This is a genomic window from Pseudomonas sp. B21-054, assembly GCF_026016345.1.
Lineage (GTDB): Bacteria > Pseudomonadota > Gammaproteobacteria > Pseudomonadales > Pseudomonadaceae > Aquipseudomonas.
The window spans coordinates 2,491,221-2,512,590 of record NZ_CP087204.1 but is presented as its reverse complement, the minus strand read 5'-3'; the positions used below and the strand labels follow the sequence as shown (position 1 = coordinate 2,512,590).

At 59.0% G+C, this 21,370-nt stretch carries 16 protein-coding genes and 2 pseudogenes; 13 read left to right on the top strand and 5 right to left on the bottom strand.

Going from position 1 to position 21,370, the window contains the following annotated elements; genetic code table 11:
* Positions 1 to 234 precede the first annotated feature (234 nt).
* Together clpA and clpS are read right to left on the bottom strand one after the other, a co-directional pair.
* Entirely contained in the window at positions 235 to 2,505 is a 2,271-nt protein-coding gene (gene clpA, locus LOY70_RS11320; protein ID WP_024616766.1) for an ATP-dependent Clp protease ATP-binding subunit ClpA, read from the bottom strand.
* Positions 2,506 to 2,534: 29 nt separating this feature from the next.
* Complete coding sequence (gene clpS, locus LOY70_RS11315; protein ID WP_015094394.1) at positions 2,535 to 2,897, bottom strand: ATP-dependent Clp protease adapter ClpS; 363 nt, start codon at positions 2,895 to 2,897, stop codon at positions 2,535 to 2,537.
* Between the two features lie 241 nt (positions 2,898 to 3,138).
* On the opposite strand from clpS, the gene LOY70_RS11310 reads away from it, so the two are divergent.
* Positions 3,139 to 3,393 (top strand): cold shock domain-containing protein, encoded by a 255-nt coding sequence (locus tag LOY70_RS11310; RefSeq protein ID WP_265038009.1) that lies wholly within the window; start codon positions 3,139 to 3,141, stop codon positions 3,391 to 3,393.
* A 78-nt stretch (positions 3,394 to 3,471) separates the two neighbouring features.
* Here LOY70_RS11310 and icd read toward each other — a convergent pair whose 3' ends face one another.
* The gene (gene icd / locus LOY70_RS11305) at positions 3,472 to 4,728 is read right to left on the bottom strand and encodes an NADP-dependent isocitrate dehydrogenase (RefSeq protein WP_265036640.1); all 1,257 of its coding nucleotides are present in this window, start codon (positions 4,726 to 4,728) and stop codon (positions 3,472 to 3,474) included.
* A gap of 481 nt (positions 4,729 to 5,209) precedes the next feature.
* Between icd and LOY70_RS11300 the strand changes: the two are divergent.
* The 10 genes and pseudogenes from LOY70_RS11300 (at position 5,210) to aceA (ending at position 17,339) form a co-directional block, all read left to right on the top strand.
* Positions 5,210 to 7,436: pseudogene (locus LOY70_RS11300) on the top strand (NADP-dependent isocitrate dehydrogenase).
* 559 nt (positions 7,437 to 7,995) lie between these two features.
* Positions 7,996 to 8,874 carry a hypothetical protein gene (locus LOY70_RS11295; protein ID WP_265036639.1) on the top strand — a complete coding sequence of 293 codons (879 nt, stop codon included), beginning with the start codon at positions 7,996 to 7,998 and terminating at the stop codon, positions 8,872 to 8,874.
* 199 nt (positions 8,875 to 9,073) lie between these two features.
* Positions 9,074 to 9,520 carry an NUDIX hydrolase gene (locus LOY70_RS11290; protein WP_265036637.1) on the top strand — a complete coding sequence of 149 codons (447 nt, stop codon included), beginning with the start codon at positions 9,074 to 9,076 and terminating at the stop codon, positions 9,518 to 9,520.
* A 59-nt stretch (positions 9,521 to 9,579) separates the two neighbouring features.
* A complete protein-coding gene (gene mnmA / locus LOY70_RS11285; RefSeq protein WP_123341678.1) occupies positions 9,580 to 10,704 on the top strand; it encodes a tRNA 2-thiouridine(34) synthase MnmA in 1,125 nt (374 codons plus the stop codon).
* The gene (gene hflD, locus LOY70_RS11280) at positions 10,701 to 11,324 is read left to right on the top strand and encodes a high frequency lysogenization protein HflD (protein WP_123341679.1); all 624 of its coding nucleotides are present in this window, start codon (positions 10,701 to 10,703) and stop codon (positions 11,322 to 11,324) included. The genes mnmA and hflD overlap by 4 nt, the downstream gene beginning before the upstream one ends.
* Before the next feature lie 124 nt (positions 11,325 to 11,448).
* Positions 11,449 to 12,819, top strand: a complete 1,371-nt coding sequence (gene purB / locus LOY70_RS11275) for an adenylosuccinate lyase (protein WP_265036633.1) — start codon at positions 11,449 to 11,451, stop codon at positions 12,817 to 12,819.
* Between the two features lie 83 nt (positions 12,820 to 12,902).
* Positions 12,903 to 14,069: a cupin domain-containing protein gene (locus LOY70_RS11270; protein ID WP_123341681.1), complete on the top strand. Its 1,167-nt coding sequence runs from the start codon at positions 12,903 to 12,905 to the stop codon at positions 14,067 to 14,069.
* Positions 14,062 to 14,487, top strand: a complete 426-nt coding sequence (locus tag LOY70_RS11265) for a GNAT family N-acetyltransferase (RefSeq protein ID WP_265036631.1) — start codon at positions 14,062 to 14,064, stop codon at positions 14,485 to 14,487. Before LOY70_RS11270 ends, LOY70_RS11265 begins: the two co-directional genes overlap by 8 nt.
* 278 nt (positions 14,488 to 14,765) lie before the next feature.
* Complete coding sequence (locus tag LOY70_RS11260) at positions 14,766 to 15,527, top strand: secretin N-terminal domain-containing protein (RefSeq protein WP_025212990.1); 762 nt, start codon at positions 14,766 to 14,768, stop codon at positions 15,525 to 15,527.
* Positions 15,528 to 16,013: 486 nt separating this feature from the next.
* On the top strand, positions 16,014 to 17,339 hold the full coding sequence (gene aceA / locus LOY70_RS11255) for an isocitrate lyase (protein WP_123341683.1): 1,326 nt from the start codon (positions 16,014 to 16,016) through the stop codon (positions 17,337 to 17,339).
* A gap of 118 nt (positions 17,340 to 17,457) precedes the next feature.
* Here aceA and LOY70_RS30150 read toward each other — a convergent pair whose 3' ends face one another.
* Entirely contained in the window at positions 17,458 to 18,162 is a 705-nt protein-coding gene (locus LOY70_RS30150) for a methyl-accepting chemotaxis protein (protein WP_405045648.1), read from the bottom strand.
* Positions 18,163 to 18,360: 198 nt separating this feature from the next.
* A pseudogene (locus tag LOY70_RS30145) lies at positions 18,361 to 19,245 on the bottom strand (methyl-accepting chemotaxis protein); the annotation flags it as partial.
* Between the two features lie 973 nt (positions 19,246 to 20,218).
* On the opposite strand from LOY70_RS30145, the gene LOY70_RS11245 reads away from it, so the two are divergent.
* Both LOY70_RS11245 and LOY70_RS11240 read left to right on the top strand, forming a co-directional pair.
* The gene (locus LOY70_RS11245; RefSeq protein WP_003203367.1) at positions 20,219 to 20,632 is read left to right on the top strand and encodes an NADH-quinone oxidoreductase subunit A; all 414 of its coding nucleotides are present in this window, start codon (positions 20,219 to 20,221) and stop codon (positions 20,630 to 20,632) included.
* 10 nt (positions 20,633 to 20,642) lie between these two features.
* Entirely contained in the window at positions 20,643 to 21,317 is a 675-nt protein-coding gene (locus LOY70_RS11240; protein WP_025212987.1) for a NuoB/complex I 20 kDa subunit family protein, read from the top strand.
* Positions 21,318 to 21,370: the final 53 nt, after the last annotated feature.

Below are 21,370 nucleotides of genomic sequence, written 5' to 3'. Positions count from 1 at the left end.
AGTCAATACAAAACGCCCGGTTCCTGCCGGGCGTTTTTGTTTGTCCGCGATTGATGATCACCCCCGCCCTCCTTGTGGGAGCGAGCTTGCTCGCGATAGCAGAGGATCAGCTTGCATTGATGCCAAATGTGCCGCTGCCATCGCGAGCAAGCTCGCTCCCACAGGGAGTGGCGGCGACACCAGTAACAGCAAAAAGGCGCCTTTCGGCGCCTTTTGCTTTGTTGCAGTTAACGATCAGGCCATTTCAGCCGTGGTTTCGAAGTCGAAGGTCAGTTCGCCGTCCTTGATGTCGATGTGGACCACACCGCCATGCTCGGCCAGTTCGCCAAAGAGGATTTCCTCGGCCAGCGGACGCTTGATCTTGTCCTGGATCAGGCGAGCCATTGGTCGGGCCCCCATCGTCACATCGTAACCACCCTCTGCCAGCCAGCTGCGGGCCGCGTCGGTAACCTCCAGCAGTACACGCTTGTCTTCGAGCTGCGCCTGAAGTTCGGTAAGGAACTTGTCCACCACGCTCTTGATGACCTCATGGCTGAGGCGACCAAACTGGATAATGGTGTCCAGGCGGTTGCGGAATTCAGGCGTGAAGCTCTTCTTGATCACTTCCATCGCATCGGACGAGTGGTCCTGATGGGTGAAACCGATCGAAGCGCGTGCCGCGGTTTCGGCACCGGCGTTCGTGGTCATGATGACGATCACGTTGCGGAAGTCCGCCTTGCGCCCGTTGTTGTCGGTCAGCGTACCGTGGTCCATGACCTGCAGCAGCAGGTTGAAGACTTCCGGATGCGCCTTCTCGATTTCATCGAGCAACAATACGCAGTGTGGCTGCTTGGTGATGGCTTCGGTCAACAGGCCGCCCTGGTCGAAACCGACATAGCCCGGAGGCGCACCGATCAGACGCGATACGGTGTGACGCTCCATGTACTCGGACATGTCGAAGCGCACCAGCTCGATCCCCATCGCCTTGGCCAGTTGCCGTGCCGCCTCGGTCTTGCCCACACCGGTAGGACCGGCGAACAGGAACGAACCGACTGGCTTGTCTGGCGACTTGAGACCGGCGCGAGACAGCTTGATCGCCGTCGACAGCGAGTCGATGGCCGCATCCTGGCCGAACACTGTCAGTTTCAGGTCACGCTCCAGGTTACGCAGCAGCTCTTTGTCGGAACTGGTGACGTGCTTAGGCGGAATCCGGGCGATTTTCGCCACGATGTCCTCGACCTGAGGCACTTCGATGCGCTTGACGCGCTTCTCCACGGGCTGCAGGCGCTGATAGGCACCCGCTTCGTCGATGACATCGATGGCCTTGTCCGGCATGTGCCGGTCATTGATGTAGCGCGAGGCCAACTCAGCCGCGGCGCGCAGGGCTTCATCGCTGTACTCGATGTTGTGGTGCAGCTCGAAACGCCCCTTCAGGCCGCGCAGGATGCCAATGGTGTCTTCCACCGAGGGCTCCGACACATCGACCTTCTGGAAGCGCCGGGCCAGGGCACGGTCTTTCTCGAAAATCCCGCGAAATTCCTGGAACGTGGTCGAACCGATGCAGCGGATATCACCCGAAGACAGCAGCGGCTTGAGCAGGTTCGAGGCATCCATGACGCCACCGGACGCAGCCCCGGCACCGATGATGGTGTGGATTTCATCGATGAACAGAATCGCCTGCGGACGTTTTTTCAGCTCGCCGAGCAACGCCTTGAAGCGCTTCTCGAAATCGCCGCGGTACTTGGTACCGGCCAGCAAGGCACCCAGGTCGAGGGAATACACCACGCTGTTGGCCAGCAGGTCCGGCACCTGATTGTCGACGATGCGCTTGGCCAGGCCTTCGGCAATCGCGGTCTTGCCCACGCCTGCCTCGCCCACCAGCAACGGGTTGTTCTTGCGGCGCCGGGCCAGGATCTGCGCAACGCGCTCGACCTCGGCCTCGCGTCCGACCAGCGGATCGATGCGTCCCTGGCGAGCCAGCTCGTTCAGATTGCTGGCGTAGGCGTCCAGTGGATTGCCCGAAGAAGAAGACTCACCGCCCTCGTCGTCCTGCATATCCTGCTCACCCTCGGAATGATCGCCATGCCCGGGCACCTTGGAGATGCCATGGGCGATGTAGTTGACGACATCGATGCGTGCAACGCTCTGCTGCTTGAGCAGGAAAACCGCCTGGCTTTCCTGCTCACTGAAGATCGCAACCAGCACGTTGGCGCCGGTGACTTCACGTTTACCCGAGCTCTGCACATGAAAGACAGCACGCTGCAGGACACGCTGGAAGCCCAGGGTTGGCTGGGTTTCCCGATCTTCGTCATGGACGGGGATCAGGGGCGTGGTGGAGTCGATGAACTCCTGCAGATCATGCTTGAGTTTATCGAGGTTTGCGCCGCAGGCACGCAAAACGGTGGCGGCAGCCTCGTTATCCAATAGGGCCAGCAACAGGTGCTCGACGGTCATGAATTCATGACGCTTCGAACGAGCCTCCTTGAAGGCAAGATTGAGGGTGACTTCGAGCTCGCGGTTTAACATAGCTTCACCTCATACCCAAGTGGTCGGCGTTAACCGTCCTTCTCGATTTCACAGAGTAGCGGATGCTGGCTTTCCCGGGCGTACTGGTTGACCTGCATTGCCTTCGTCTCGGCGATGTCGCGGGTAAACACTCCACATACTGCCCGTCCCTCTGTATGGACGGCCAGCATGACCTTGGTCGCCAGCTCGCGATTCAGGTTAAAAAACACCTCGAGCACTTCGACGACGAAATCCATCGGTGTGTAGTCATCGTTGAACAAAACCACCTTATACATCGGTGGCGCCTGTAATGCGGGCTTTGCTTCCTGAACAGCAATGCCTGCGGAATCGTCGTCATGTAGATCCGGGCGATCCTGATTGAATGTTAGTCGAATCTGGCTGATTGCATGCATGGAAAGAAAGGTTCGTTTAGTTGGCGAATACAGTGATGGGGGCGCTTGCAGGCGATTTCAACCGCGACCACCCGGTCACCTTGACTATCGGGAAAACGGTGTTACAACCAATAGAGCCCATCGTGGGTTAAAAAGGTCCGTGGAATCGATCCTGTCTTCAAGATTAGCCTGCGGATGAACTGGATGATACTCCAGTGATGGAGTGTGTTGCAGAGGGATGTGGGTTATGTCGGTCGTCAAGATGAGTGGCAAGGTGAAATGGTTCAACAATTCCAAGGGTTACGGTTTCATTCTCGCGGCCGGCAGGGACGATGAAGACCTTTTCGCCCATTACTCGGCAATCAACATGGATGGTTATAAAACCCTGAAGGCCGGACAGTCGGTGACATTCTGCATCATCCAGGGACCCAAGGGCCTGCATGCGGTCGACATCAGCGTGATCACCGCCGAAGAGGCACCCACTCCAGTCAATACCAGGGCCACCGAGACCCATTGACCGACGGTAGCCACCCACAGCAAAAAAATGCCCGACTCGATCACTCGAGCCGGGCATCGTTGCTGGGCGCCGATCCGCTTACATGTGCGAGATCAGTGCATCGCCGAAGCCCGAGGACGACATCAGCGTGGCGCCTTCCATCAGGCGTTCGAAGTCATAGGTCACGGTCTTGGCCGAAATCGCGCCGTTGGTGCCCTTGATGATCAGGTCGGCCGCCTCGGTCCACCCCATGTGGCGCAGCATCATTTCAGCCGACAGGATCAACGACCCCGGGTTGACCTGATCCTTGCCAGCGTACTTGGGCGCGGTCCCGTGGGTGGCTTCGAACATGGCCACGGTGTCGGACAGGTTGGCACCTGGCGCAATACCGATACCGCCCACTTCCGCCGCCAGGGCGTCGGAGAGGTAGTCGCCATTGAGGTTCAGCGTCGCGATCACGTCATATTCGGCCGGACGCAGCAGGATCTGCTGGAGCATGGCGTCGGCAATGGCGTCCTTGACGATGACATTCTTGCCGGTCCGCGGGTTCTTGAATTGCATCCAAGGTCCGCCGTCGAGCAAGGTCGCACCGAATTCCTCGGCCGCCACTTCGTAGGCCCATTCCTTGAAGGCACCTTCGGTGAACTTCATGATGTTGCCTTTGTGCACGATGGTCAGCGAATCACGATCGTTGTCGACAACGTATTGCAAAGCCTTGCGAGCCAGGCGCTTGGTGCCCTGCTTGGAGACCGGCTTGACGCCAATGCCGCAGTCCTGGTCGAAGCGGATCTTGGTCACACCCATTTCTTCTTTCAGAAACTTGATGACCTTGGTCGCTTCAGGCGAACCGGCCTTCCACTCGATACCGGCGTAGATGTCTTCGGAGTTCTCGCGGAAGATCGTCATGTCCACGTCGCCAGGCTTCTTGACCGGGCTCGGCACACCTTCGAACCAGCGTACCGGACGCAGGCATACATACAGGTCAAGCTGCTGACGCAGGGCCACGTTCAACGAACGGATACCGCCACCGACCGGCGTGGTCAGTGGGCCCTTGATGGAAACCACGTAGTCCTTGACCGCGTCCAGGGTTTCCTGGGGCAGCCAAGTGTCTTGGTCGTAGACCTGGGTCGCTTTCTCACCGGCATAGACCTCCATCCAGGAAATCTTGCGCTTGCCGCCATAGGCCTTCTGAACCGCAGCGTCCACAACCTTGATCATGACCGGACTGATATCGACGCCAATGCCGTCGCCTTCAATGAAGGGGATGATCGGGTTGTCGGGAACATTAAGAGAATGGTCTGCATTGACGGTGATTTTGTCACCGACGGCTGGAACCTGAATCTTTTGATACCCCATGCTGAACTCCGTTGCTTGGATTGAACATCTGGCTGCGTTCGAGCGTACCCCACTTGAATCGGCACGCAAACCCTACGTTCGGCTCATGCGGCATAAAGCGTAGCAGCAGGTGCCATACAAGGCCGAAGTTCAAGGGAAAAGCGCCAAACATGAGCATAGCCTGCCCTCCTGGCCCTGCGACGTTAAGACCAATGGACGTGTACGAAAGTCTATGAAGCATCGGCAGATTGCCAGCTACCTATGTATAATGCCGCCGCTGACCACAGGGTCACGCCGGTTGACGGCTCTATGACAGGGCTTTCGGCCAGTTAGAAGCCGGACCGTTACCGCGGCCCGACCGCTTGACGCTCGACTGATGCACCCAACATCACCGCGAAGAAACCTCGACATTCGGTTCACGGAAGACTTTGAACGAACGCGCTTACCCGGCGCCCCTCGAGTTTCTGCGCATGCTTTAGCAAAGAAGAGAGTTAATCCGAATATGCCCACCCGCTCGAAGATCATCTATACCTTCACCGACGAAGCGCCCGCCCTCGCCACCTATTCGCTGCTGCCGATCGTCGAAGCCTTTACCGCTTCGGCCGATATCGCCGTGGAAACCCGCGATATCTCCCTCGCAGGGCGCATCCTGGCCAGCTTCCCCGAGCAACTGGGTGACAAAGCCGTAGCCGACCACCTCGCCGAGCTGGGCGACCTGGCCGTTACGCCTGAAGCCAACATCATCAAGCTGCCGAACATCAGCGCCTCGGTGCCGCAACTGCAGGCCGCGGTCAAGGAATTGCAGGCCCAGGGCTACGCACTGCCGGACTACCCAGAAACCGTGACCACCGATGCCGAGAAAGACGCTCGCGCCCGTTACGACAAGGTCAAGGGCAGTGCCGTGAACCCGGTCCTGCGCGAAGGCAACTCCGACCGTCGCGCACCGCTGTCGGTCAAGAACTACGCGCGCAAGCACCCGCACAAAATGGGCGCCTGGGCCGCGGACTCCAAGTCCCACGTAGCCCACATGAGCACCGGCGATTTCTACGGCAGCGAAAAAGCCGCCCTGATCGACGCCGCCGGCAGTGTGAAAATCGAGCTGATCGCCCAGGACGGCACTGCCACTGTCCTGAAGGAAAAAAACCACCGTACAAGCCGGTGAGATCCTCGACTGCGCCGTGATGAGCAAAAATGCCCTGCGCGACTTCATCGCCGCTGAAATCGAAGATGCCAAGCAAAAAGGCGTGCTGCTGTCGGTTCACCTCAAGGCCACCATGATGAAGGTCTCCGACCCGATCATGTTCGGCCAGATCGTTGCCGAGTTCTATAAAGACGCCCTGGCCAAGCACGCACAAGTGCTGGAGCAGATCGGCTTCAACCTGAACAACGGCATCGGCGACCTGTACGCCCGCATCAAGGCCCTGCCGGCCGAGCAGCAGGCGCAGATCGAAGCCGACATCCAGGCGGTCTACGCGGCGCGCCCATCCCTGGCGATGGTCAACTCCGACAAAGGCATCACCAACCTGCACGTGCCGAGCGACGTGATCGTCGACGCCTCGATGCCAGCCATGATCCGTGACTCCGGCAAGATGTGGGGCACCGATGGCCAGTTGCACGACACCAAGGCCGTGATCCCGGATCGCTGCTACGCCACCATCTACCAGGCGGTGATCGAAGACTGCAAGCAACATGGCGCCTTCGATCCAACCACCATGGGCAGCGTGCCGAACGTCGGCCTGATGGCCAAGAAAGCCGAAGAATACGGCTCCCACGACAAGACCTTCCAGATCAAGGCCAACGGCGTGGTCCGCGTTTCGGACAACAGCGGTCGCACCTTGCTGGAGCAGAGCGTCGAGGCTGGCGACATCTTCCGCATGTGCCAGACCAAGGACGCGCCGATCCAGGATTGGGTCAAGCTGGCCGTCAACCGTGCCCGCGCCAGCAGCACCCCGGCGATCTTCTGGCTGGACCCGATGCGCGCCCATGACGGCGTGGTGATCGAGAAGGTCCAGACTTACCTGAAGGATTACGACACCGCCGGCCTGGACATCCGCATCATGTCGCCTGTCGACGCGATGAAGTTCACCCTGGCCCGCACCCGCGAAGGCAAGGACACCATTTCGGTGACCGGCAACGTGCTGCGCGACTACCTGACCGACCTGTTCCCGATCATGGAACTGGGCACCAGCGCCAAGATGCTGTCGATCGTGCCGCTGATGAACGGCGGCGGCCTGTTCGAAACCGGCGCGGGCGGTTCGGCCCCCAAGCACGTCCAGCAACTGCTGGAAGAGAACTTCCTGCGCTGGGATTCCCTGGGCGAGTTCCTGGCCCTGGCCGCTTCCCTGGAACACCTGGGCGTGACCTACAACAACCCGAAGGCGCTGGTACTGGCCAAGACCCTGGATCAAGCCACTGGCGAGTTCCTGGACCGTAACAAATCGCCTTCGCGCAAAGTCGGCGGCATCGACAACCGTGGCAGCCACTTCTACCTGACCCTGTTCTGGGCCCAGGCGCTGGCCGCTCAAAACGACGACGCAGCCCTCAAGGCTCAGTTCGCTTCCCTGGCCAAGACGCTGACCGACAACGAAGAAAAAATCGTTGCCGAGCTCAACGCCGTCCAGGGCAAGCCAGTGGACATCGGCGGTTACTACTTCGCCAATCCGGAGCTGACCAGCAAGGCCATGCGCCCGAGCAACACCTTCAACGCGGCGATTGCTGCGCTGGTGTAAGGTTGTAGGCAGTACCACGAACCCCGGCCTTGGTGCCGGGGTTTGTGTTTACAGGCATACCAGGCTCTCCTGTGGGAGCCGAGCTTGCTCGCGATGAAGGCTGCATGTTCAACCGCGATGCAAGCAGACCCACCGCTATCGCGAGCAAGCTCAGCTCCCACAGGAGCATAGGCGCTCCCCAACCTATCTCGCCCCACCCCATTGGCTGCCCAGGCTTGCCTTGACAGTACAATCAGACAGCCTAGCCTTAAAAGCATCGTTCTAAGTACGCCCTCTTCACTGAAGGCGCATGAAGTTAAGCATGAGCGTCGAAAGCCCGACTTGATCCAAGCACACCCTTTCAGCGTTTGTGGATGCGAGATGTCTCGGCAAGAGAACGAGAGAGCGTCAGATCAGGCGTCATTCTGATTGCCTGCAGGTGTATCGACCTCAAGTGAGCGAAACCGGACTGCTGAAATCGGCTACGTAGCGATAGCAGCCCTTTGGGATAGTTTGAGTTTTCAGCGAAAAATACGCACTTAAAACTCACTACCTGACGCATAGACTGAGGAAATACACCGTGAAAAAGACTGCGCAAGTCATTATGAACGCTCAAATACCCTTCACCATTGGGAATTTAGACTTCCAACAACTGCGAGGCTCTCCCATCCTATTTAGGAGAGAGGGCGGTGATGAGCCTTTTGAATACCCTAAAATAGAGGAATTTCCCGACCGTTACGCCATACGCTGCTCTACAGACATCCGCCCCAATCGCCATGGACAAATATATAACTACACCCCCACCACACAACAACTAACCTTCACAAGCCCAGATGCCACATACACATTCAATTTAAACAAATTCGGAAATCAAGTTACCTATTCAACCAACTCACCCGGCGCAAGCGTCAGGGCTCCCTCTATTGTCTTCGAGGACTTTCCAGGATTAATTCAGCTCGAAATGCACATACCCGGTAAGAAATTCGACCAAAAAACAGATAAGGCCGAAGGGCTCGAGGTGCAAATCAACAACCAGGTCGTCAAACATCCTTTAACCAGCCCCGTGCTTCCTGCCCCGAAAAAAAAGGCCTCACAAGTCGTTATCAACCCCACGGACAGATTTTCTTTTTTAGCTAACGTCACGCTCTATCTTTCAGGCTGCGATGTATACCAAGAGTACCCACCAGGAGAAATGCACAAATTTGAAAAACTCGTAGGGACGATGTCTACCGACCTCTACCTGACACCGGACAAAAGCTATCCGCCTGGCCTAACGACCCTGGCTATAGAGGACGGGTTTTCAGATTCAACTGCCGTCCTCGAATTTAACCACGACACTTCAAAAAAACAGGTCACCATTACAATCAAATCATTTACAGGCACAGGCAAACTTTGTGACCTACGAGATTTTCCTTACCTCGACAAATACTATCCGAATGCGATATGCATCGCTCTGTAAGCATGGCCATACCTTGCTTGGCGCCTTGAGGCAATCGAACTTTACATCCGTGTCACTGACAGGAGGACTCAATCACCTGCATGGGAGTTTGCTCGGGACGGCGATTGATCATTCATTTAATATCGACTGACCCACCGCTATCGCGAGCAAGCTCGCTCCCACAATGGCCATCTCCCAATCCGAGAAATAAAGGAACCCCATGAACTGGCAACCCCACATCACCGTCGCCACCATCGTCGAAGACAACGGCCGCTTCCTCATGGTGGAAGAGTCCAAGGGTGGACGCGCGGTGCTCAACCAGCCCGCCGGGCACCTGGACCCCGACGAAACGCTGATCGAAGCCGCCGTGCGCGAAACCCTGGAAGAAACCGGCTGGGACGTCGAGCCCACCGCCGTGGTAGGCATTTACCTGTACACCGCCCCCAGCAACGGTGTGACCTACCAACGCGTCTGTTTCGCCGCCAAAGCCTTGAAACACCACACCGAGTATCAACTGGACGATGGCATCCTCGGCGCCAAGTGGCTAAGCCGCGACGAACTGCTGGAACAGCGCGACCGCTGGCGCAGCGAGCTGATCATCCGCTGCATTGACGATTATCTGGCCGGCCATTGCCACAGTCTGACGCTGATCCGCCCTTCTCTTTAGCCTTGCGCGCCCGGGCCTGATAGAATCGCGTCCTTTTTCAAGACACTCATTGAATTCCTATGCGTGATCCAGCCCCTTCTGACACATCCAAGAAGCGCGTCATTGTCGGCATGTCCGGCGGCGTGGACTCTTCCGTTTCCGCCCTTCTGCTGATCGAGCAGGGTTATGAGGTGGAAGGCCTGTTCATGAAGAACTGGGAAGAAGACGACGGAACCGAATATTGCACCGCCATGGACGACCTCGCGGACGCCCAGGCCGTTTGCGACAAGATCGGCATCAAGCTGCACACCGCCAACTTTGCCGCCGAGTACTGGGACAACGTGTTCGAGCACTTCCTGGCCGAATACAAGGCCGGTCGCACGCCGAACCCGGACATCCTCTGCAACCGCGAAATCAAGTTCAAGGCATTCCTCGACTACGCCATGATGCTGGGCGCCGACCTGATCGCCACCGGCCACTACGTGCGCCGCCGCGACATCGATGGCCGCACCGAACTGCTCAAGGGCCTGGACCCGAACAAGGACCAGAGCTACTTCCTGCATGCCGTCGGCGGCGAGCAGATCGCCAAGACCCTGTTCCCGGTGGGCGAACTGGAAAAGCCCGAAGTGCGGGCGATTGCCGAGAAACACGCGCTTGCCACCGCCAAGAAGAAAGACTCCACCGGCATTTGCTTTATTGGCGAGCGCCGCTTCAGCGACTTCCTCAAGCAGTACCTGCCGGCCCAGCCGGGCGAGATCAAGACCACCGAAGGCGAGGTCATCGGCCGTCACCATGGCCTGATGTACCACACCATCGGCCAGCGCCAGGGCCTGGGCATTGGCGGGCTGAAAGACGCCGGTGAAGAGCCGTGGTACGTGCTGGTCAAGGACCTGGAGCACAACGAGCTGATCGTCGGCCAGGGCAACGACCATCCGTGGCTGTTTTCCCGCGCCCTGCTCGCTTCCGACATCTACTGGGTCAACCCGATCGACCTCAGCGAGCCACGCCGCCTGACGGCCAAGGTTCGCTACCGCCAGAGCGACCAGCCGTGCACCCTGGAAAAAACCGCCACGGGCTACCGAGCCATCTTCGATGATCCACAGCGAGCGGTCACACCTGGGCAGTCGGTGGTGTTCTATGACGGCGAAATCTGCCTGGGCGGCGGCGTGATCGAAGTCGCAGAACCCTGGAGCAGCAAGGCATGACCCCGACCCAGGAGCAACTGACGGCATTGGGCGGCGTGTTTCTTGCCGCCGTGCTGGTGGATCGGATCGCCAAGACCGGCCAGGCCACCGAGGCGGGCCTGGGCTGCATGCTGGGCAGCCTGCTGGTTCGCGACCCCAAGGACACCCTCGAAGTCTACGGTGGCGACGACCTGAACCTGCGCGAAGGCTACCGTGCGCTGGTCGGTGCCCTGGAGCGCGATCCCAGCGCCCTGCAACGCGAACCGCTGCGCTACGCCCTGTCGATGCTGGGCCTTGAGCGTCAGTTGGCCAAGCGTGACGACCTGCTGGAAACCATCGGCAAACGCCTGCCGCAGATCCAATCCCAGGTCGAACACTTCGGCCCGTCCCACGAAAACGTGATTGCCGCCTGCGGCGCGCTGTATCAGGACACCCTGAGCACCCTGCGCCAGCGCATCCAGGTGCATGGCGACATGCGCAACCTGCAGCAACCGAGCAACGCCTCGAAGATCCGCGCCCTGTTGCTGGCCGGTATCCGCTCGGCACGGCTATGGCGGCAACTGGGCGGCCATCGCTGGCAGCTGGTGGTCAGCCGGCGCAAATTGCTTAAAGAGCTTTACCCGTTGATGCGCAACGAATAAGTCGCATCAACCTGCTTCTGAACATCGTTACGCGTAATACGCCGGTCAGTTGGCGACGGACCGGCGATGATTTTCATGTATGATACGCGCCCCATTTCGTTGCCCGACTGTCCGAGAACACCCCATGCAGCTCTCTTCGCTCACTGCGGTTTCCCCTGTTGACGGCCGCTACGCCGGCAAAACCCAGGCCCTGCGCCCGATTTTCAGCGAGTACGGCCTGATCCGTGCCCGCGTCCTGGTTGAAGTGCGCTGGCTCCAGCGCCTGGCCGCCCACCCTGCCATCGGCGAAGTCCCGGCATTTTCCGCCGAAGCCAACGCGGTGCTGAACGCCCTGGCCGAAAATTTTGTGCTGGAGCACGCCGAGCGCGTCAAAGAAATCGAGCGCACCACCAACCACGACGTCAAGGCCATCGAATACCTGCTCAAGGAGCAGGCGGCCAAGCTGCCGGAACTGGCCAACGTCAGCGAGTTCATCCACTTCGCCTGCACCAGCGAGGACATCAACAACCTGTCCCACGCCCTGATGCTGCGCGAAGGCCGTGATGAGGTGATGCTGCCGCTGATGCGCCAGACCGCCCAAGCCATCCGCGAGCTGGCGATCCGCTTCGCCGACGTCCCGATGCTGTCGCGCACCCACGGTCAACCGGCTTCGCCGACCACCCTGGGCAAGGAACTGGCGAACGTGGTGTACCGCCTGGAGCGCCAGATCGCACAAGTCGCCGCCGTGCCGTTGCTGGGCAAGATCAACGGCGCCGTGGGCAACTACAACGCCCACCTGTCGGCCTATCCAGACATCGACTGGGAAGCCAATGCCCGCGCCTTCATCGAAGACGAGCTGGGCCTGAGCTTCAACCCGTACACCACCCAAATCGAACCGCATGACTACATCGCCGAACTGTTCGATGCGATCGCGCGCTTCAACACCATCCTGATCGACTTCGACCGTGACATCTGGGGCTACATCTCCCTGGGTTACTTCAAGCAGCGCACCATCGCTGGCGAAATCGGTTCCTCGACCATGCCGCACAAGGTCAACCCGATCGACTTCGAAAACTCCGAAGGCAACCTGGGCATCGCCAACGCGCTGTTCCAGCACCTGGCGAGCAAACTGCCGATCTCCCGCTGGCAGCGCGATCTGACCGACTCCACCGTGCTGCGCAACCTGGGCGTGGGTTTTGCCCACAGCGTCATCGCCTACGAAGCCAGCCTCAAGGGCATCAGCAAGCTGGAACTGAACGAGCAGAAAATCGCCGCCGACCTCGACGCTTGCTGGGAAGTCCTGGCCGAGCCGATCCAGACCGTGATGCGTCGCTACAACATCGAAAACCCGTACGAAAAGCTGAAAGAACTGACCCGTGGCAAGGGCATCAGCCCTGAAGCGTTGCAGACTTTCATCGATGGCCTGGACATGCCTGCCGAGGCCCGCGCCGAGCTGAAAAAGCTGACGCCGGCCAATTACATCGGCAACGCAGCGGCACAAGCCAAGCGCATCTGACACAAAGCTTTACCTTGAGACGCCCGGCCGCGCCGGGCGTTTTTATTCGCGTCTGAAAAGTAATTTTTTTCAATAGGTTACACATGAATCCTGATATTCCTCTGCAACTCTTGGGCGGCATCACGGCACGGGAGTTCCTGCGCGACTACTGGCAGAAAAAACCACTGCTGATCCGTCAGGCAATCCCTGACTTCGAAAGCCCTCTCGACGCCGACGAATTGGCCGGCCTGGCGCTGGAAGAAGAAGTCGAATCGCGACTGGTGATCGAGCACGGCGAGACCCCTTGGGAAATGCGTCGCGGCCCGTTCGCCGAAGACGAATTCAGCAAACTGCCGGAACGCGAATGGACCCTGCTGGTGCAGGCCGTCGACCAGTTCGTCCCCGAGGTTGGCGAGCTGCTGGAACACTTCCGCTTCCTGCCAAGCTGGCGCATCGACGATGTGATGATCAGCTTCGCCGCCCCGGGTGGCAGCGTCGGTCCGCATTTTGATAACTATGACGTATTCCTGCTGCAGGGCCATGGCAAGCGCAACTGGAAAATCGGCCAGATGTGCGACTCCCAGAGCCCGCTGCTGGAGCATGCCGACCTGCGCATCCTCGCCGACTTCGAAACCACCGACGAGTGGACCCTGGAACCGGGCGACATGCTTTACCTGCCGCCGCGCCTGGCGCACTGCGGCGTGGCCGTGGATGACTGCATGACTTACTCGGTGGGCTTCCGTGCGCCGAGCGCGGCCGAAGTGCTGACCCACTTCACCGACTTCCTCAGCCAGTTCCTGCCGGACGAAGAGCGCTACACCGACGCCGATGCGCGCCCTGTGGCCGACCCGCACCAGATCCAGCACGACGCCCTGGACCGTCTCAAGGGCCTGCTGGCCGAGCACATGAGCGACGAGCGCTTGCTGCTGACCTGGTTCGGCCAGTTCATGACCGAGCCGCGCTACCCGGAACTGGTGGTAGGTCCGGAAATGGAAGATGACGAACTGTTGGCCGGCCTGGAGCAAGGCGCGGTGATCATCCGCAACCCAAGCGCCCGCCTGGCCTGGTCGGAAGTCGACGACGACCTGTTGCTGTTCGCCAGCGGCCAGAGCCGTTATCTGCCGGGCAAGCTGCGCGAACTGCTGAAAATGATCTGCGCCGCCGACGCCCTGCACAGCGAAAACCTCGGCCCGTGGCTGGCCGACGAAGACGGTCGCAGCCTGATCTGCGAGCTGGTCAAGCAAGGCAGCCTGGGGTTCGCCGATGAATAAAATCCACGTTCGTGTCGCAGACTGGCAAAAGGATAACGCCGAGATCCGGCGCATTCGTGAGACCGTGTTCATTGCCGAACAATCTGTGCCGCCCGAGTTGGAATGGGACGCCGATGACCAAGGCGCCGTGCACTTCCTGGCGTTTGAAGGCGACTTCCCCATCGGCACCGCTCGCCTGCTCACCGACGGCCATGTCGGCCGTGTTTCGGTCCTCAAGGACTGGCGCGGCCTGAAGGTCGGCGATGCGCTGATGCAGGCGGTGATCGCCGAAGCCGAGAAGCGTGGGCTCAAGCAGCAGATGCTCAGCGCCCAGGTGCATGCCACCCCGTTCTACGAGCGGTTGGGGTTTGCAGTGGTCAGCGAGGAGTTCCTGGAAGCAGGGATTCCCCATGTGGACATGGTGCGGCACTCGGCCTGAACCAGATCCTGTGGCGAGGGGATTTATCCCCGCTGGGCTGCGCAGCAGCCCTCTAAATCAATCGCCGCGGTGTGTCAGGTCAATGTATTCAGCTCCATTGGGGCTGCTGCGCAGCCCAACGGGGATAAATCCCCTCGCCACAAAGCAATCATTCAGCTCACACCCAAACGCCCCGCCATCCCCCGATGCCGGGGCGTTTTGCTGTCTACCATTCAACTTACCCCACCCGGGGCCGACAAACTGGCAATATCAAGCCTTTGTCTCGCGGAGAAATGGACATGCCTCTACGCACCTTCCTGGCCACCCTGCTACTCGGCTGCAGCCTGTCGGTCATGGCCGCCACGGAGATTGTGCCGCTGAACTACCGTACCAGCGCCGACCTGCTGCCAGTGGCGCAGAATTTCATTGGCAAGGACGGCCAGGTCAGCGCCTATGGCAACCAACTGATCGTCAACGCCGAGCCCGGCAAGATCGAAGAACTCCGGCAATTCCTCGCCCAGTTGGACACCGCCCCCAAGCGCTTGCTGATCACCGTCGACACCAATGAAAACAACCTGCAGGGCGACCAGGGTTACTCGATCAACGGCGCCGCCCCCAGCCAGACCCGCATCATCAACCGCAGCACCGCCAGCCGTGAAGGTGGCGTGCAGCAGGTGCAAGCCAGCGAAGGCCAGCCGGCGTTGATCCAGGTGGGCCAGAGCGTGCCCTTCACCAGCAACCAGACCGACAGCTACGGCCGCATGCAGAGCCAGACCGAATACCGCAACGTCACCCAGGGCTTTTATGTCACGGCCAGCGTCACCGGCGAGACCGTTCATCTGAGTATCAGCACCAATCGTGACCGCATGAGCCAGGAACGTCCCGATGTAGTGAACGTTCAGAGTACCGACACAAGCGTCAGTGGCCGCCTGGGTGAATGGATCACCCTGGCCGGCGTGAATCGTCAGAATCAGGCCGACAAACAGGGCCTGACCCGCAGCTACTCGACCCAGGGCCGCGACGACATGATTTTGCGGGTCAAGGTCGACACCCTGAACTGAAGCACCAAAAACTGACTGATGAGTCGTATTAGACCAAAGATGTAGTGCTCAAAAAAAAGCACTACAAAACGTTTGACGAGCCAAAAAACCGAAGGCATGATGGCCTCGCTCCCGCTAATCAGGGGCCCTGGCAAGGGCCTTCGGGTCGACGCTTGCAACTACCCTGCGAGCCGATTCGTGTCTGTACCGCCCACAAGGTGTGTTTGACGAGGTTGCGACTGGAACGAAGTTGTCCCGAGGGACGGAAGCGTAACTAGGTAACCCGGCATCACTCTGAGTTCGTATAAAGGCCCACGACGCCCGAATGCGCCCGCAGTTCGCCTCTACCTGCTCACTTTCCCCTCGAGCCATCGTTCATCCCGTCGCCTCCCCGCCTGAACCGACTTGTGCGCCCGGCCCCCTGGCCAGCGAGCAGCCTTCTACGCCAAATTTGGTGCGGTCGGCAGGAATTTTCCACCCCAGACCTATGCGACGAGGTTTATCTCCATGGCACTGACACGCGAACAGCAAATTGCAGCCCTTGAAAAAGACTGGGCTGAGAACCCGCGCTGGAAAGGCGTGACGCGCAATTATTCCGCTGCTGACGTCGTCCGTCTGCGTGGCTCGGTTCAACCTGAGCACACCCTTGCGAAGATGGGCGCCGAGAAGCTCTGGAACCTGGTGACCCAGGGCGCCAAGCCAGCCTTCCGTCCCGAGAAAGATTTCGTCAACTGCATGGGCGCCCTGACCGGCGGCCAGGCTGTGCAGCAAGTCAAGGCGGGTATCCAGGCGATCTACCTGTCGGGCTGGCAAGTGGCTGCGGACAACAACTCCGCCGAGTCGATGTACCCTGACCAATCGCTGTACCCGGTGGATTCGGTTCCAACCGTGGTCAAGCGCATCAACAACTCGTTCCGTCGCGCCGACCAGATCCAATGGAAAGCCGGCAAGAATCCGGGCGACGAAGGCTACATCGACTACTTCGCCCCCATCGTGGCTGACGCTGAAGCCGGTTTCGGCGGCGTACTGAATGCCTACGAGCTGATGAAGAGCATGATCGAAGCAGGCGCCGCCGGCGTTCACTTCGAAGACCAATTGGCTTCGGTGAAGAAATGCGGCCACATGGGCGGCAAAGTATTGGTGCCGACCCAGGAAGCCGTACAGAAACTGACCGCCGCTCGCCTGGCCGCCGACGTTGCCGGTGTACCGACCATCATCCTGGCCCGTACCGACGCCAACGCCGCTGACCTGCTGACCTCCGACTGCGACCCGTACGACCAGCCGTTCGTGACCGGTACCCGCACCCAGGAAGGCTTCTACAAAGTGCGCGCCGGCCTCGACCAAGCCATCGCCCGCGGCCTGGCCTACGCGCCATACGCCGACCTGATCTGGTGCGAAACCGCCAAGCCGGACCTGGACGAAGCCCGCCGCTTCGCCGAAGCGATCAAAAAGGAATACCCGGACCAACTGCTGTCGTACAACTGCTCGCCTTCCTTCAACTGGAAGAAAAACCTGGACGACGCGACCATCGCCAAGTTCCAGCGCGAATTGTCCGCCATGGGCTACAAGCACCAGTTCATCACCCTGGCCGGCATCCACAACATGTGGCACAGCATGTTCAACCTGGCGCACGACTACGCCCGCAACGACATGACTGCCTACGTGAAGCTGCAAGAGCAAGAGTTCGCTGACGCCGCCAAGGGCTACACCTTCGTGGCTCACCAGCAAGAAGTGGGCACCGGCTACTTCGACGACATGACCACCGTGATCCAGGGCGGCACTTCGTCGGTGACCGCGCTGACCGGCTCCACCGAAGAAGAACAGTTCCACTGATTCACACGCTTGCCTCGAGTAAGCGGCCCTTGCGGACCGGATAAAAACTAACCGCAAAGCCGACGATCTGAAGCCCCGACTGGTTCGGGGCTTTTTTTTGCCGGTTTTCTTCGGTTTTTTACACCTTGAAGTGACTGACCAACTGCTGCAATTGGTTACCCAGGCGCGCCAGCTCGATACTGGAGGCTGCGGTTTCTTCGCTGGCTGAGGCGGTCTGTTCGGATACATCGCGCACGCTCAGAATACTGCGGCTGATTTCTTCGGCCACCGAGCTTTGTTGCACCGCAGCAGCGGCAATCTGCTGGTTCATGGCCTGAATGCCGGAAACCGCCTGGGTGATGTTGCCCAGGGAGATGCCGGCCTTACCGGCCAACTCCACACTGCTGTCGGTCAACTCGCGGCTATTGCGCATGATGCTCGACACCTGGCGCGTACCGTTCTGCAAGCCCGCCACCAGGCTTTCGATCTCTTCGGTGGAATGCTGGGTACGCTGGGCCAGCCCACGTACTTCGTCGGCAACCACGGCAAAACCGCGCCCGGCGTCACCCGCGCGAGCGGCCTCGATGGCGGCGTTAAGGGCCAGCAAGTTGGTCTGCTCAGCCACCGCCCTGATCACGTCCATGATCTTGCCGATGCGCGCGCTTTCTTGTTCCAACCCATCCATGGCGTCGACTGAGCGCCCGACTTCGCTGGCCAAGCGCTCAATCTGAACGATGGCTTGCGCGACCACCTGGTCGCCGATACGGGCCTGTGCATCGGCCTCTGATGCGACAGTGCAAGCCTGTTCGGCATTACGCGCGACTTCCTGCACGGTGGCCGACATTTCCTGCATGGCGGTGGCTACCTGGTCGGTCTCGGTCTTCTGACTATTGACCCCGGCACTGGTCTGCTCGGTGACGGCCGATAACTCTTCGGCGGCGCTGGCGATTTGGGTGACGCCATCGCGGATGCCACCGATCAGGTCGCGCAACGTGGTGCCCATGCGCTGAATACCTTGCTGCAAGACACCCAGCTCGTCACTCCGGGTCACGACCATGTCTTGCGTGAGGTCGCCTGCTGCAATGCGATCGACCACAGCCAATGTGTCCTGCAACGGCCGCGTAATCTGGCGAGTGATGATCATGGCCGCAAGAATCCCCAACAGCATCGCCAGGGCAGTACAGCTCAGTTGCAGGAGGCGGGCCTGGGCGCTGTCTTCGTCACGGGAAACCAGTTGGCTGGCATACATTTCGTCAGACAAACGGGTGATAGTGTCACCCAAATCGATGGTGTCCTGCACGGCCTTGCCAATGGCCTGGTTACTGGCGGTGAAGTCCTGCACCGAACGGCGGTATGCAATCAGTGCGGTTTCCAGTTGCTTGATAGTGTCGGCATAGGTCGGGCCGAAAGCGCTGTTGAGGGTTTCAATGCCCTTGAGCGCATTTTCGAGCTGGCGGTTGGCGGCTTGTTCGGTAGTGCTGTTGGGGTTGCCGGTGTAGCCACGCACTTCATAACGCACCAGCGCCACGTCCTCTTTGGCCTTGAGGATGATCCGGTACAACTCGAAACGGCGCTCATCCGAGGCAGGCATTGCTTCTACGTCACTGATGACCTTGGCGATCAGCGCGGCGCCCTTGACCGCATTGACGCCCATCTCCTTGCGCATGGCGGCATCATTGCGATAAGCCTCGCGCATCGTATTCAGTGCCACTTGATACTGCGTGCTGGCCTGCTCGATCAGCGCAAGTTTTTTCAGGTTTTCGGGTTTTTTCAACTCGTTTGCCAGGCTTTTCTGCTTGGCGACAAACTGTTCCAACGATTCCTGGATCAATGCCCCCTTTTGCTCATCGCCCTTGTCCAGCTGGTATTGCAAGCGAGCCCTGCGCAGGTGATCAAGACGGTTGCCGAGCTCGGTAATGCTGGTCATTCGATCAGTGCGCTCGATCATTTTTCCCAGGCTGAACCAGCCGGTCACGGCAAGGACAGCGGTCAGAAGCAGCACAACGGCAAAGCCCAAAGCCAACTTGAGCATAACGCTCATATTCGCGAACCAAGAATTCATGACATTCCTTTGGTAATCAGCCGCGAACGATGAGAACTGACGCAGCTATCTATGAAGGGAGCGATTGTCTAACCATATTGATATAGATGATTAGATGAGCGAGCGACAAAGATAGCTATTTGCCATCAATCCTTCAAGGCTCTAGGCCGAGCCTCATGCCGATTTTTTGCGGGCAAAGCGGTTTCGCTTAACGCTCCAATGCCCCGGGCGCGGTTTCTGGATTGGCTCGGCTGGGTGACCTCGATCTGATGACCGAGGTTTTTTTACCCGTTTTCTTTGAAGCCACCTACGCTGTAAGAGCAAGCCTGCACCTGTGGGAGCCAGGCTTGGCTGTGATGAGCGATAAGGCAGTCTGCCTCGGGACTGCGTTGCCGACATCGCGAGCAAGCCTGGCTTCCACGGGAGCAGCCCCCCATAAAACTTCGACGCAGCGCTAGAAAAATTGATCGAACGCAGTATTGGGCAGTCCGAAAAGGAGTAAAACGTCCGACGCTGACAATTGCAGTAGCGACGATTAAGACAGCCTTTCAGACACGATACTAAGTGCACTGTAGAAAAGGCCGGTATAGATAATAATAATTATCATTTGGAAGTCGTTATCATTGTTACATTCCGCACGAAATATTATTGATGAATAACCGGCCAACGCCCACGGGGCCGGGGCCGCAGGGTCCTGGAGGTGCGCTATGTCCTTATTCCAATAAATAATTTCGCCATAGGAATTTTACTTGCCCGGTGTTTAGCCATAAAATCACCGCGATTGATTGCTGCGACATATCGTCACTGCGTTATTTCATTCAAGCTCAGAGACCTTTGCTCTCTGTTAAGGATTTCCAGCATGTCCGAAGCGACAGGACTCATGGCCCACAACTGGGGCTTTGCCATTTTCCTTCTGGGCGTCGTTGGCCTGTGTGCCTTCATGCTCGGCGTGTCGAGTCTGCTTGGGTCAAAAGCCTGGGGCCGCAGCAAAAATGAACCGTTCGAGTCCGGCATGCTGCCTACCGGTGGCGCCCGCTTGCGGCTCTCAGCCAAATTCTATCTGGTCGCGATGCTGTTCGTGATCTTCGATATCGAAGCCCTCTTTCTCTTTGCATGGTCTGTGTCCGTCCGCGAAAGCGGCTGGACCGGATTCGTCGAAGCTCTCGTTTTCATAGCAATTCTGTTGGCAGGTCTTGTCTACCTTTACCGAGTGGGGGCGCTTGATTGGGCTCCGGAAGCTCGGCGCAAGCGGCAAGCGAAGCTGAAACAATGAGGCTTTGGCAATGCAATACAATCTCACCAGGATCGACCCCGATGCTCCTAACGAGCAGTACCCGATTGGCGCGCGGGAAACCGTCGCTGATCCGTTAGAGGATCAAGTCCACAAGAACATTTTCATGGGCAAGCTCGAAGACGTGCTGAACAGCACGGTCAACTGGGGTCGCAAGAACTCCCTGTGGCCGTACAACTTCGGCCTTTCGTGTTGCTACGTGGAAATGACCACCGCCTTCACGGCGCCCCACGACATCGCGCGCTTTGGCGCCGAGGTGATCCGGGCATCGCCACGCCAGGCGGATTTCATGGTTATCGCCGGAACCTGCTTCATCAAGATGGCGCCGATCATCCAGCGTCTCTACGAGCAAATGCTCGAACCGAAGTGGGTCATCTCCATGGGTTCGTGCGCCAACTCCGGTGGCATGTACGACATCTACTCTGTCGTTCAAGGGGTGGACAAGTTCCTGCCCGTGGACGTCTACGTGCCCGGCTGCCCGCCTCGCCCTGAAGCTTTCCTGCAAGGCTTGATGCTGTTGCAGGAGTCGATTGGCCAGGAGCGTCGCCCTCTGTCCTGGGTCGTTGGTGATCAAGGCGTCTATCGCGCCGAGATGCCGTCGCAAAAGGAACAGCGCCGCGAACAGCGTATCGCAGTCACCAACCTGCGCAGCCCCGACGAAGTCTGATCCAGCTCTGTTCCTGTACAAGAAACGAGAACCTGGCTTCATTCTTTACGTTG